We start from the raw sequence: 14292 nt of genomic DNA, 5'->3' as shown, positions 1-14292 counted from the left end.
GTGGCTTAGCGGGGTTGTCCGCTAAGGTTATCGACGCTTAAAAGTGTTAGTGAAAATCCAAAAATCGCAAGTAAAGTTTCAGGTCGCTACATATTCATGAGCCGTATAACTACTTCCTAGAAAGTCAGCCCAGTGGTAGCGGTAAGTATGAAGTCAAACAACGGCAGAAGAGTGAGTGAGGCATTCTCTCCTCATAATAGATAAAACATCCGATTCACCAAGCCCTTGATACTTGAATTGGCTAAAGGTTAGACTCTATAGTAGCACCAATTAAATATCCAATCCCCCAAAGAGCGACTCTTTATTGAGCCGCCGTTCTTTGCTTTTTTGGGCTAAATAAGCTGCTATCAAACTGTTAGTAAACTAACCCAAATGACCGTAATAAAAATTACTAATAAACATTTGTTACAGTAGGCAAATAACTTGATGCTTAAACCTAATGGATTGAGCAATTTTCCAGCTTTTATATCCGTAAAAAGTTAAAACTATTTGGGATAAATTGAATGCCTTATAGACTACTATCTGGTTGAAAATTTCTTCTATCTAACCATACTCGATTTTTTAGAGGGCACTGGTTTCTAAAGAGGTAATAGGGACTCAAAAGTCCATCAGATCAAAACAAGCAGATGCCGAACAAGGCGCGATTACGGGTTGTCTGTAAACCCTGATTGAACAGCAACTGGATTCCTTCTACAGATAAAATCTTGGCTTGACAGTGCCGAGCTATTTTCATTGAGGCTACTCATGAATGTCCAATTATTTACCACGATTTTGGGGTAGCTTGTCCAGATTAACTCTGAAGTCCCAATTGGAACTTACAAGTTATTTTTGATTGCATCGCGCGATTGATAGGGCATTTGCAGGATTCTCCACCGACATTTTGGTTAGAAAAAAAGCTCGGATACGTCTTCCCAGTTAGACATTTCAAAATCCCGAATGAACATAATAGTTTTTAGATAACAAATTATTTTTTGTTATTAACACATTCGTGTCATTCATCCAAAAAACGTTCAAATCTTTTACAAGAATAGTTTTGAACTGAGTAACAATTTGGTAGAGTGCCTCTTCTAAGCCATAATTGTCTTAGCTCAAGCTTTTCTTCATCTCAATATATCTAAGCTTTAGTAGCGATAGAAACGCTCAACGACAACAATTTGTTAAAACGACAAATAATCTGTTATTCGACAACCGTTGATCAGGTGAGCGCGCTCTTCGGAATGTTCGTGAAGAAGTTGAGTAAATTTTTGCATAACCTCTTCCATATGCAAGATATATATAAGCAGTTCGCTAACCCATTGATAGAGATTATGTATCCTCATCTGCGCCGTCTTAGCATTTTTAGTGCAACTTTGCTTATCTTGTTGAGTTGTCCGCTGCAAGTGGAGGAGAATTTTTGGCGAAGTAATGCGACTTTGGCGCAGGCTCAAACTAGAGAACAACGGAATGACGAGGCGTTGCGGTTGAATCAATTAGGTCTTCAGCAATTAAATAAAGGTTTGGCTAGAGAAGCGTTAGCAACATTTGAGCAGGCTTTCATTATTGTGATAGGAATTGGGGAACGTCAAGGCGAAGGTACGACGCTCAATAATATTGGGTTAGTTTACAGCTCCTTAGGACAGTACTACGAAGCCTTGGAGTATTATCAACAATCCTTAGCTATTGCCAAAGAAATTGGGGCAAAAGTGCTGGAAGGTACGACGCTCACCAATACTGGGGAAGTTTACCGCAACCTAGGGCAGTACCCAAAAGCCTTGGAGTACTATCAACAAGCATTAGCCATTGTCAACGAAATCAGTAACAAGGCTCTAGAAGGTAGGACTCTCAACAATATTGGGTCAGTTTATTATAGTCAAGGAGAATACTCCAAAGCCTTGGAGTATTACCAACAAGCGTTAGCCATTGCCCAGGAAATTGACGATAAGGCGGGGGAAGGTAAGGGGTTCAATAATATTGGAGAAGTTTACCGCAACTTAGGGCAGTACCCCAAAGCTTTTGAGTACTATCAACAAGCACTAGCCATTGTCAAAGAAATTGACGATAGGGTGGCGGAAAGTGCAACTTTCAACAATATAGGGCTACTTTACGACAACCTAGCACAGTATCCTAAGGCTTTAGAGTATTATCGGCAAGCATTAGACATTGTCAAACAAATTGACTTTAAACAAGGAGAAGGTAGAAGTCTCAATGGTATTGGGGGGGTTTACCGTAGGCTGGGACAGTACCGCGAAGCTCTAGGGTATTATCAGCAAGCATTAACCATTACTAAACAAATCGGCGACAAGGAGGCTGAAGGTGGAACTCTTAACAATAGTGGGTTCGTTTACTTAAACTTAGGGCAGTACACCAAAGCCTTAGAGTACTTTCAGCAAGCATTAACCATTACTAAACAAATCGGCGACAAAGCTGGAGAAGGTATAAATTTCAACAATATTGGGGAAGTTTACCTTCAGTTGGGACAGTACCTAAAAGCTTTAGAGTACTATCAGCAAGCTTTAGCTATTTTTAAACAAACTGGCTTTCAACAAGGAGAGGGTGTAACTCTCAGTGGAATCGGGGGAGTTTACCGTCAGTTGGGACAGTACTCAAAAGCTTTGGAGTACTATCAGCAAGCTTTAACCGTTGCCGAACAAATCAGTGACAAAGCAGCAGAAGGTACAGTTCTTAACAAGATTGGGACATTCTACGGCAACTTGGAACAATATGCCAAAAGCCTAGAATATTTTCAACAATCCTTAGCTATTGCCGAACAAATCAATGATAAGGTACTGGAAGGTACGAATCTTAGTAATATTGGATTTATTTATAATGCTCAAGGTAAGTATTCCCAAGCCGAAACCACCTTATTCGCAGCGATTGAGGTTCTGGAATCTCTACGAGCGCGAGAATTAAAAGATGACCAGAAAATCTCTATTTTTGAAACGCAAGCTACTACCTACCGCTTACTGCAACAAGCCTTAGTCGCGCAGAATAAATTTGATAAAGCCTTAGAAATTGCCGAACGCAGTCGCGGTCGTGCTTTGGTTGAGTTATTAGACTTCAAGCTATCTCAAAACTCCAGCAATGAACCCAATATTAAACCCCCAACTTTTCCAGAAATTCAACAAATTGCCTCCCAACAGAACGCTACACTTATTCAGTATTCAGTTATTTATGAGCCATTCAAAGGTGAAGGGGAACAAGAATGGCAGCAATCAAAACTTTACATTTGGTTGGTCAAACCCACAGGTGAATTTACCTTTAAGCAAGTTGACCTAAAAAAATCCCTGAACAAATCCTTACAAGACCTCGTTAGCACTAGCCGTGATGATATCGGTGTGAGAAGTCGCAGTATATTTGAAGTAACTGTTGCTAATTCCCAAACCGAAAACTCAACCAAGAAATTACAGCAACTCCATAAAATACTCATCGCACCCATTGCAGACTTGCTACCAAAAGACCCCAATGAGGGAGTCATCTTCATCCCACAAGAATCGCTGTTTCTCGTCCCCTTCCCTGCACTGCAAGACGACGGGGGCAAATACTTAATCGAAAAACATACCATCCTCACCGCGCCTTCAATTCAAGTTTTAGACTTAACTCGCAAGCAGAAGCATAACGGTCAAAGGTCAGCCAATAATGTCCTAGTTGTGGGCAATCCTACCATGCCCAAAATTCAAATTGGGGAATTAGTTGCAAAGTTAGATGCTCTCCCTGGCGCAGAAAAAGAAGCAATTCAAATTGCTAAATTCTTTAACACCGAAGCACTGACAGGTAGCAAAGCCACCAAAATTACGGTGATGCAACTCATGCAGAAAGCACGCATCATTCATCTGGCTACCCACGGCTTACTTTATGATTTTAAAGGATTCGGTGTACCGGGAGCGATCGCGCTTGCACCGAACGGTAAACCTGACGATGGAATTGATGGTTTACTCACCGCAGGGGAAATCTTCGATATGAAACTACAAGCCGATTTGGTTGTCCTCAGCGCTTGCGATACCGGACGGGGAAACATTACAGGCGATGGTGTGATTGGCTTATCTCGCTCTTTAATTTCTGCGGGAGTTCCCAGCGTCATGGTATCGCTGTGGGCAGTTAATGATAATTCCACTGCCTTTTTGATGACCGAATTTTATCGCAATTTACAACAAAAGCCTGACAAAGCGGTTGCCCTACGTCAAGCGATGCTGACAGCAATGAAACAATATCCCAATCCTAAACAATGGGCTGCTTTTATCCTCATCGGTGAGGCTGAGTAAGTTTTTAGATACATTGAAGGAGTGAGAATTCTTTATGCTTGCAGAAGCACAGGTATTGTGCGAGCGCTATCAGATTCAGCGGGGACGCACGTTTAGTGAAGAAGAGGTAACACAAATCGCTAAAAATCAGAAGACACAGAAACCGTAAGAGCTTTTTATTTTATGCCCCAAATGAACCTGATAGGGCAGAGGCTCTATTCACAAAAAACACCCGGACTGCAAGAGCCAGGGTACCAATTAGCATCAAAAAATTAATCGCAGTCTTATTACTGTATTCAATTCATATTTTAGGGGTCGCAGCTAGTTCCGCTCAGTCCTATCAAAAATTCAAGTACAGTAACTTGGGGCGATCGCACTTTTGGCAGTGGTTCAGGAATTCTTATCAATCCTCTTAATTGGAGTTAATAAAGGATTTTCTTCCAATCCAAATACATACATTAGATGGAACCTTCGCATGGCATCTACGACTCACTCGGCAATTACAACCTGATCTCGTCCTCCAGCTTTAGCTCGATAGAGGGCTGCATCTGCGGCTCGGATTACGGCGTCAGCCGTGTTGCCATGCTGGGGAAAACAAGCAATGCCTAACGAAAGAGTGACCACCCCAAGGGGTTCGCGCCGAAGCTCTAGATTAAGATGTTTTGCTCCTAATCGCAGTTGTTCGGCTCTTTGCCCAGCAATCTCAATTGAAGCTTCTGGTAGCAGCAGCATAAACTCTTCCCCTCCATAGCGACAAGCAATATCTGATGCACGAATCATGCCTTGCAAAAACTGCCCTAGCTCTCGCAGTACGATATCCCCCGCCTCATGTCCAAAGGTGTCGTTGAAGCGCTTGAAGTGATCCACGTCGAGCATAATAATGCTCAACGACTGTTGGTTGCGTTCAGCACGGCGCATTTCTCGCTCCAGAGATTCTTCCATATAGCGGCGATTGAACAAGCCTGTCAGTGGGTCTCGAATACTCTGATTCTTCAATGTCTCCCGCAGCTTCAAGTTAGCCAGGGCGATCGCTACATGTTCAGCAACGGTGGTTGCCAGTTGTTGTTTGGGTGCAGATAGCTGCTCTGGTGCTGTCGCCATCACCTGTAAGGTGCCGATTGCTTCCCCTTGAGCCATCATTGGCACACACAGCGTTTGGTTTGGTAAGGGCGAATGGAAATGGTGACAGTGTAGACGGCTCTTGGCATCAGGCAAGAAATAGGAGCGACCGCGCCGCAGTGCCCAACACTCTGTGGGAGTAAACAAGTCGGAGCGTGCTGGATGTTCTCCCCAGGTTGCCACTGCTTCGACCAGGGTTTTAGAGTCATTAATGATAAAGACTCCCCCGACTGTTTGAGGGAATAAGCGCTGCACCAATTCTCCGAGGACAGTATACGCCTCTTCTAGGGTGAAACAAACTTGCAGGATATCGCTCAATTCACCTAATTGTGTCATCTCGCTGCTGCGTTCCTCTAATTCACTCACCCACTGTTTCAGTTGCTGCTGGCTCTGTTGTAGTTTGGCTTCAACTTGTCTACGGCGAGTGATGTCTCGATTGATCGTTAAGCTGGCGAGCGGTACTAGCCCAAAGGTCAAGATTCCTCCCAACCCAACCATCACGGTCGTATTGCGAGCCGTGTGTCGGGACTGCTGGAACCGCAGCGCCAGCAGCCGCCGCTCCTCACTCAACATGGAATTAACGAGTTGACGAATATCACTCGTCAATTTTCTGCCGACATCCTGCTCAATTAAGGCTTGTGCTGCTGCCAAGCCGCCCAGCCGTCTCGCCTCAAGTGCTGCTTCGAGTAGTTCTACCCGTTGTTTTAGCGCCGGTTGTAAGACTTGCAGACGCTGCTGTTGGGACGAGTTATCAACGGTTAACTTCCGAAGATCGTTGACCGTATCGTTAATGGCGGTGGTTGCCAGATAGTAGGGTTGTAGGTGTTGTTCATTGCCCGTGATAATGTATCCCCGTTGTCCGGCTTCAGCACTGGCGAGATGACCAAGCAGGGATTCTATATCTTCAATTACACGGTGCGTATGGTCTACCCATCGAGTTGCTGCGATTAGTTGTCTGGTACTCCAGTACCCTAGCCCACCAACTAGGCTTAGGAGCAAAAGCGCGATCGCAAAGCCGCTGCTAATTTTCCGTTCAATCGACCACCGCATTAAACTGGGATAACTCTAAAACGCCACCGTTTAGTTTAGTGGATTCTAACGAGAAGGGGGAAATACAGGGAAATTGTGAATGAAATCGCCTAAAACTTTATTTTTGCTACCGATTTTGTGGTTTTACTAAATCATCATTCAACGCGAAATCCTTAGTGGTATCTATGTCGTCATACCCACATGCCCGACTGGCGATCGCACTTTTAACAACGGTTCAGGAGTCCTGCTCGATCAACCCAGAACGTTCGATTTGAGTTGAGAGAGGGCTTTCCTGCAAGTCGGAATACAAGACTTTCCCGACTGGCGATCGCATTTAGGGCAGTAGTTCAGGAATTCTTCTCGATTCCCTCGATTGGAGTTGAGAGAGGATGTTCTTCCAATCCGGAATATGTATCTATTCCGGATTCGGACACCGGAGAGAGCAAAGAGAGGGTATTTACGGCTCCTAACACTTGTGAGTCGCGCACTTCCAGGTAATGCTGAAGTTGACTGAGATTCCTGTGACCCGACACTTCCTGAACAATTCTTAAGGGGATCAGAGCATCGCTCATTTGGGTCAGGGCTGAACGTCGGAAACTATGAGAGGAGACACCTTCTAAGCCGACTCGTTTGCAGGCTTTTCTCAGCACCTTATCAGCTGAGTCGGGTTGGAAAGGAGAACCGAAGCGACCGGGGAACAAATAGGGTTGACCCGTTGCTGGCTGGTAGTGGGTGAGAAGAATTCGTAGGTCATCAATGACGGGGATGGTGCGAGTCGCCAGCCTTCCTTTAGTATTCCCTTTGCGGATAATTAGCTTAGGGCGAACTTTTCGGGATGCGTCGTAGACATCTACAGTTCTCAGGGTGCAAGCTTCCTGGATTCGGCAGGCACAAAATAAACAGATGCCGAATAAGGCGCGATCACGGGTAGTCTGCAAACCCTGATTGAATAACAACTGGATTTCTTCTACAGATAAAACCTTGGATCTTCCGTGCCGATCTATCTTCATGGAGGCTACCCATCAATGCCCAATGATTTACCACGATTTGGGGGTAACTGGCTAGCGCAACTCTCAAGTCCCAATTGGAACTTTGTTAGAGGCGATCGCTCGCATAGAGGAACGAAACCAAAAGCGTTGGGTGAAACTGCAATCCCTTAGGGAGAAGGTAGCGGAACTAGACCTTGAAGGCGATCGCCGCCGTCAACAATCCTCCAACCGTTAATCTACGGCTCCATTGAAGCGGTTGGCAACGTCTCGGAGCGCCGAGATATTGATCCGTTGCACCGTATCTTAAACGTGTGGTTCCATTGAAGCAGTTGGCAACGAGTTCGGAGCGCCGAATTCTTAAGCGGTTGATCACATCTTCAACGTGCGCCCCGATTGAAGCCATTGGGTGATATATAAAAGAGGGGCTATGCAGATGCTACCTATCAGTTACTTTGCCCCTAGTACCAGGAATGTTCACATTACCCCTTAAATGTGCGACTCCATTGAAGCAGTTGGTAACGTCTCGGAGCGCCGAGATATTGATCCGTTGCACCGTTTCTTAACGGGACTTAGACAAAAACTAATAAAAAAATGGCTTCAAACCTTTATAGAAAAGGATTTTTAGATCAAATGAGCATGAATTCAGTATTCACAAGGGGTTCAGGCATTTTTTGGTCATCGACCTCTTTTCCTTGCTCAGAGAGTTTTTCAGCCTCTAAAGGGGTCAGGAAATGCCTAAGTCCCCTTAAGAAATCAAGCCAGCAGGATGTCTTTGCAAGCTTCTTAGTCTTTGAGAACTGAGTTCGGTGGGTAGGTGTGGTGATAATAGCACCAACAGCAAACTGTGTAAGGTTGACTGTTGCGGAACCTAGGAACTAAGTTCAGTGGGTATGGCTATGACAGCACCGTTGGTGCTGATGGTTTTGGTACTTCTAAACAAGGCAACCAAATTGTAAAAACCCGATAAAGGATAACAGCACCATTGGGACTGATGGTTCTTGTAACCCTTTTAGTCTTTGGGAGCTGAGTCAGAGAGGCTTTGTTCTTTAGACAGTATTTACACCATTAGTGCTTGAGGGGGAGCGATCGCGCCTATTCAATCGAGGTGACTGCCCATGCCCACGGCGGGTGGCATCGGGAGCGATCCGCACCTACTCAATTGAGGTGGCACCCATGCTCACCATAATTTATATCTGTATCTAATTCCCTGGTAGGGTTGAGTTAATTGGAAGCTTAACTTAGCTCTAAGGCATCAGCACAGACTAAGCTGAGTTCAATCCCCGATCGGGATTTAAATGGGGTGGAAGAAACGACTTCGGTACACTGAAGTCGTTGTAACTTAATTTCAATCCCTAATCGGGATTTAAGTTGAGTGGAAGACCGAGAGCCAAAAAAGCTTACTTTAGAAGAGTAGGAGGCATTATGGTTACATTTTGAGTTTGCCTTTCAATCTGATGCTGGTCAACGATTAGCCCATCAATTTTTTCGCAAGGATGTTCACTTGAACCCACAGCTGCTTCAAAAAGTAAAAGTGCGCTCACTATACATTGGTTATTTATTAACTAATTGAAGGATCGTAACTGAGTAGGTTTTTAAAAAAGTTTTTGTAACGGAGACAGCAGGCGATCGCCAGCGCTTTTACCCACTATAATTAGCTGAGGAGTACAAAGTCAGACGGGAGAACTCAGATGGCACAAAAGCGGCCCATTCGATTTACGCCAAGTATGAAGATTAATCAACTTAATTGTTTGCCAGACGCAGTGAATGACCTAGATGCGTACAAGTTTGAAATGGCTCGCCCTGCCCTCGAAAAATACTTGAACGCGCTGGATTCATTCAGTCACCAAATCAGAACGCCAGTAGCCTAAGCCACTGGCGTTCATTTCTTATTATCCACCCACGCAACGGCCAGAAGTTTGGCGACCGAAGACCGATTGCAGTGGACTAGCAAGAATCCCATTCCCCTGAATAACGGGTTGATGGGACCTTCTTTAATGATATGTCGGACAGATTTTTTAGGCAAAGCTTTTCTTTTGCGGCATTCTCTCACGATCCCGATCAGCTAGCTAAGGGTGGATTATCCCTCCAAAATTCCAACCCAGTTACAGTAGATTCAGATGAAAGGCGATCGCGGCCCTCTACATTTGAGCGATCACCCCTTGATCCATCAGCCCCATCAGAGAGCTGGAAAGTCGCAGAAACTTTGGCGGCACCGTGTATCAAAAGTGAGTCACCACGGCTAGCACGGCTAAAGCCAGCTCAAGCAGCGATGAAGGTGGAACGTGTAGCGCCCAACCTGACCTTAGGCGACCGTCCAAGATTTTTGTTAATTCATTTTGAGTCTGGATTGCAGATTCCAGAACCGTTCACCCAGCAGGAATGCGAAGTCATTCGGAATGTTATCCAGTGCTGGCATTGGATGGTTGACCTAAAGAGTCGAGAACCATCTGGCAGAGCTTACTTACTGGATCTGCTTGAGGAGATTTGCGACCAACCTGCAATCTTCGGAGGGGTAGCCTCATGAGACTAGGATTTACACCCCTCAAAGGAAATTGCCCGGTCTGTAATGGTGCCCGCAAAGATTGCCGCCAAAGCGTTGCCACTGGGCTAATCCACTGCCGTGAGGGTGAAGCTAACCCACCCGATTACATGTTCCGAGGTCTGGACAAACTCGGCTTCGGAATGTGGGTCCAAAAAGCCGAAATCGAAGCCGCATCCGAACAGCAGCGGGAGGAATGGCGACAACAACGAGAAACTGAAAAACAACGCCGGTTGGATGCAGAACGCGCTCAGAGATCGCAGCTACTGAGCGAACCTGACCGCGACCGAGAAATCCGGAGATTACTCGGTCAACTCCAGCTTTCCCCAGAGCACAGGGAGAACTTACGCCAGCGGGGACTAAGCGACGAACAGATTCAAGCGGGAATGTTTCGGAGCGTCTACCAGTGGCAGAAGTTAGAGACACCTGTGAGTTATCGACTCGCAGGCATCAGTATCGACGGGCGAAGTCTGACGAACCCCCAAGCGGGGTTGCTCTGTCCAGCTTGGAATGCAAAAGGGCAAATCGTGGGTTGGCAGCTCCGATTGGACAATGCCGACAATGGGGGTAAATATCGTTGGCCCACCAGCGCCAGCCAGAAGCGTCCCAACGGTGCCACTGCTCACCTAACCAATGGTGAGCTACCCTTAACCTGCTGCCGTCCAGCCGGTGAGCCACGCAAAGGAATTGGGTTAGTTGAAGGGATTCTGAAACCCCAAATTACCGCCCAGTTATCCGGTCAAATTACCATTGGTGCCGCTGGAGGAAACTTTGCGTCTTCACCGTCAACCCTGGAAGCTTACCTAGTTCAACTAGAGCCGGAAATCGTAGAGGCACCCCCTCTGATTCTGTACCCGGATGCGGGAGCGATCGCCAACAAAAATGTGATGCGCCAATATCGGCAGACTCATGCCCTGCTGGAGAAATGGGGCTATGAGCTGCGCGTTGCCTGGTGGGGTCAAGTTAGTAAAAAAGACCTCGACATCGATGAGCTGCTAGCCGCCCGTCGGGGTGAAGAAATTGAGATAATCACCTGGGCGCAATTCGAGGCACTCGCTCACAACCTTAATCAACTCTTGGAAGGAGTTGCAGACTTATTCCGAAACCTTAAGCAGCGCTTAGGTAACTCTTTCAAAGGGTTTGGCAGGCCACCGGCACCAAAACCAATACCAGCACCGAAACCACTAGCACCGAACCCAACACAATCCAAGCCAGTCGTTCTAAATTATGTACCGGGCGCTCTGCCTAGTTTCAAAGAATGCGGCGGCAAAGATTTGGGAACTGTCCGTTACAAAAAGGGACAGCGAAAGCGAATCTGGAAGGAAGCTGCCCGCAAAGGCTGGAAACATGTTCTCGACAAGTCAGGACCGGGTCTTGGGAAGTCTTACACTGCGGGGATAACCAACCCACGCGACTTAGGGGTGGAGAAGTTATTTTACTTTGCCAGCAACCATCGCAACCCGACCACAGATGTAATCGAAGCCAACTACACTGACGTACCTGTGCGGAATGCTGGAATGAAGCGAGACTCCAGCCATCAAACGCCTTTAGGTCGGGACTGGATTGTGTGGTCTCAAAAGGGCGAACAACCAGACACCCCTGGCAATTGCCACCGCCAACCCCTATTTGCAGCACTCCGTAGCAAGAATCTTCCCGGAATTGAAGGCAGCGAATCGCCAATCTGCGGGACTTGCCATTTACGGGATGCTTGTAGAGGCAGTAGTGGGGACGGCTTTGGATTCCGGAGCCAGCGCCGGGAAGCTTTTGAATCAAATCGCTTACGCGCCCATCCCAACTCTGCGCCGCAAACGGATGACTTTGATTTTTCTTCAACAGGTGCTTTTTGGGATGAAGCAGCTACCCTCATCCAACCGATGACCTCGGTTAGTGTAAAGCTCCTCGATTTTGAGCAAGTGATGGGTTACGTGGAGAGCCAACTGCCTGACGTTTACGAATCCTTAAAACCTCTACGGCTAAAACTGCGCCCGCTTCTGAATGGCGAAATCAAGGCTCTCCCCTACGGCTTCGATGACGGGGCTATCCGAGCCTTACTGCCCAATCCACCCGATGATTTGCTGAACATCATCAAGGAGCTTGAAGCTGCGTTAAAACCCGATTTAAGTCTGCTAGACCTCACCAAAAAACACGGCGTAGAAATGGCTCATCTGCCAGATCGCCTCAAACGAAAGTTTCGAGGAAAGCCATCAGAGCTGGTTGAGCAGCTCAATCAGTCAACTTTACTCAACTGGTTAGTGCCATTCCTCAAGGTCTGGAGTGGAGAGCGAGGGGCTTTCCGGTGTAACTATGGGTTCCTCACCATTTCCACTCGTGACGACAGGCATAGCAAGATTGTAGCGGCTACCAAATTCAACATCTACCTGGATGCAACGACCACCTCTAAACACTTGGCCCTGTTATTAGACATCACTCCCGCAGACATTTTAGTCATTGAGCAGAAGCAACCCAATCACCAGAACCTGCGGTTTGTTCATGTCACAGGTTTAGGGCAGCTGGGTAAAGACCGCTCAGATTTCCTAAAAGCCAGAGTCGCAGCGATTAAATCTGAACTAACTTCTCGCCACCCGGAAAGCATTCGCTACTTAGACTGGGGAGCGCAGGCTTTAGCGGGGGAAGGGCGCTGGTTTGTGGATTCCAGAGGCTCGAATGATTTTATGGAGTGCCAAGCGATCGCTTCTTTTGGGATTCCCTACCAGAATTTAGGACACCTGCAAGCCCTCTACCAGACGCTTACAGGTCGGTACGTGGCTTTAGATAGGGATAACCCCGATCCGGAGTTCCAAGCGTTTGTAGACGCTCACACGCAGGGAGAAATCATTCAAGCCGTAGGACGCCTGCGCTCCCATCTCCGACCAACCGAACAACTCACGTATTACTTCTGTGGCGATTACGACCTCAGTTTCTTAAGGGTGCCAGTCAAACAGGTGGATGCTTTTACGATTACTCCCCAAGCGGGCAGTGAGACCCAACAGGGGCGCTGGACGTTGCTACAAGCTTTCAAGCAACTCACCGAAACTGGGGAGAAAATAACCCAAGTCACTTTAGCCGCCGCTGCGGGAATTAGTCAAAGTAGAGTTAGCCAACGTGCTACTGAGGTAAGTGAGGTAAGGGGTTGGGAAATCCTCAAAAAAATATTAGGGTTCCTACTAAAGACCCCATATAGCAACTCTAATAATTTTGAGCCGTTAACTGAAGACGAACTTTGGCTAGCTAAAGACTACTTGCCGGTGGTCTTAGAAGATTCTCCCAACGATGCGCTCTCTCAGGTGATACAGCTAGCAAAGGCGTCGGGTTGGAAGACTTTTGAAGCGCTCCTGATAGCAGTGCCTCTGGAGTTCAAAGCTAAATTGCTCAGTCTGATAATTGGATTCATGCCAGAGTCGGTGCAGGCGAAAATTCAATCCCTGGCATTGGAGCCGACCTCACAATAACAGCTGGCTCCCAGCCACATCTCTACTGATCTCTACTGCTGTCCGAGCCGGCGATCGCTAACGTCGCCGACTCCCAGTAAGCCGCGATCGCCACCACCGTCCGAGGTAGCGATCACTTCCATCGGTGGTGCCATCATCTGAATCAAGCAAATTGTCAGTAGACTTGATGGCACAAAGCTTGTGTAAATTTCGGCGGATATTTGAGGCTTACCTGCCGCGATATCAAACCCCCAGACAGCGTATGAAGGCACACTTACCCCTTGAAGGTGTGTTGTAACACCATCGGAGTATACATTTCATATATCCCTGAACGGCTTCAATGGAACCACACGTTGAAGATACGGTGCAACCGCTCAAGAATTCGGCGCTCCGAATTGGTTGCCAACTGCTTCAAGAGAGCCGCATATTGAAGATGCTGTGCAACTCGCCTGATCAAGAACCAGAAGCAGGAGGCGATCGCGTCTAGGTTTCGGTTGTGGCTGAGGTCGCTATTGCAGTGCAACTCACCCGATCAAGAAGCAGGAGGCGATCGCCTCCTGCTTCAAGGGATCTGCATATATAAGGTGCAGTGCAACTCAAAAAAATCTATGCGTCGAAGATCGTACTTTAAAAAGTATTGATTAAATTTAAGCATTTCCAGAAAAATATTTTGGCTCTATTTGGATTCTAGGGAGTTTTCAGGAAGGAAAGTGATGAAACCCTTGCCGCTATTAGCGTTGAGACAGAAAAGTCTCAGGATGTTCAAAACACTTGTAGCCAAAGTCTTCTAGCCTCCCTCTTGGCTTGATCTCCCTGAAACGCCTATTAAGCCAATATTTTTTCTACAGCGCCTATTAGCGCTCTTCTGTCACTCTAGGCAGCAGAAAATAGGGAATCTTGCATTTGTAGGGGGATAGGAACTGCGCCGTGAAAGTAATTCATAAGCGCAATCAAGCGTGAAAATCCCAAAG

9 protein-coding genes are annotated in these 14292 nt (G+C 46.8%); 5 read left to right on the top strand and 4 right to left on the bottom strand.

Annotation, left to right across the window (positions count from 1 at the left end):
* Nucleotides 1-1307: 1307 nt before the first annotated feature.
* A complete protein-coding gene (locus NDI44_RS22400) occupies nt 1308-4238 on the top strand; it encodes a tetratricopeptide repeat protein (RefSeq protein ID WP_190416352.1) in 2931 nt (976 codons plus the stop codon).
* Between the two features lie 468 nt (nt 4239-4706).
* Here NDI44_RS22400 and NDI44_RS22395 read toward each other — a convergent pair whose 3' ends face one another.
* From NDI44_RS22395 to NDI44_RS22385, 3 genes are all read right to left on the bottom strand, one after another.
* The gene (locus tag NDI44_RS22395; protein ID WP_190416351.1) at nt 4707-6386 is read right to left on the bottom strand and encodes a diguanylate cyclase; all 1680 of its coding nucleotides are present in this window, start codon (nt 6384-6386) and stop codon (nt 4707-4709) included.
* 326 nt (nt 6387-6712) lie between these two features.
* Complete coding sequence (locus NDI44_RS22390) at nt 6713-7375, bottom strand: site-specific integrase (protein WP_190416350.1); 663 nt, start codon at nt 7373-7375, stop codon at nt 6713-6715.
* A 166-nt stretch (nt 7376-7541) separates the two neighbouring features.
* Nucleotides 7542-7757 carry a hypothetical protein gene (locus tag NDI44_RS22385; protein ID WP_190416349.1) on the bottom strand — a complete coding sequence of 72 codons (216 nt, stop codon included), beginning with the start codon at nt 7755-7757 and terminating at the stop codon, nt 7542-7544.
* 1285 nt (nt 7758-9042) lie between these two features.
* On the opposite strand from NDI44_RS22385, the gene NDI44_RS22380 reads away from it, so the two are divergent.
* The 3 genes from NDI44_RS22380 (at nt 9043) to NDI44_RS22370 (ending at nt 13342) form a co-directional block, all read left to right on the top strand.
* Nucleotides 9043-9222, top strand: coding sequence for a hypothetical protein (locus NDI44_RS22380; protein ID WP_190416348.1), 180 nt, complete (start codon nt 9043-9045; stop codon nt 9220-9222).
* A gap of 131 nt (nt 9223-9353) precedes the next feature.
* Entirely contained in the window at nt 9354-9878 is a 525-nt protein-coding gene (locus NDI44_RS22375) for a hypothetical protein (RefSeq protein WP_190416347.1), read from the top strand.
* Complete coding sequence (locus NDI44_RS22370) at nt 9875-13342, top strand: hypothetical protein (protein WP_190416346.1); 3468 nt, start codon at nt 9875-9877, stop codon at nt 13340-13342. Before NDI44_RS22375 ends, NDI44_RS22370 begins: the two co-directional genes overlap by 4 nt.
* A 32-nt stretch (nt 13343-13374) precedes the next feature.
* Here the strand turns inward: NDI44_RS22370 and NDI44_RS22365 are convergent, their stop codons facing one another.
* A complete protein-coding gene (locus tag NDI44_RS22365; RefSeq protein WP_190416345.1) occupies nt 13375-13593 on the bottom strand; it encodes a hypothetical protein in 219 nt (72 codons plus the stop codon).
* A gap of 68 nt (nt 13594-13661) precedes the next feature.
* Here NDI44_RS22365 and NDI44_RS22360 point away from each other — a divergent pair, with 68 nt between their 5' ends.
* Nucleotides 13662-13808: a hypothetical protein gene (locus NDI44_RS22360; RefSeq protein WP_190416344.1), complete on the top strand. Its 147-nt coding sequence runs from the start codon at nt 13662-13664 to the stop codon at nt 13806-13808.
* Nucleotides 13809-14292 lie beyond the last annotated feature (484 nt).

The sequence above is a fragment of the Trichocoleus sp. DQ-A3 genome (assembly GCF_039961975.1).
In the GTDB taxonomy this organism is placed as follows: Bacteria; Cyanobacteriota; Cyanobacteriia; order Cyanobacteriales; family FACHB-T130; genus FACHB-T130.
This window is presented reverse-complemented; position numbering and strand designations above follow the sequence as displayed.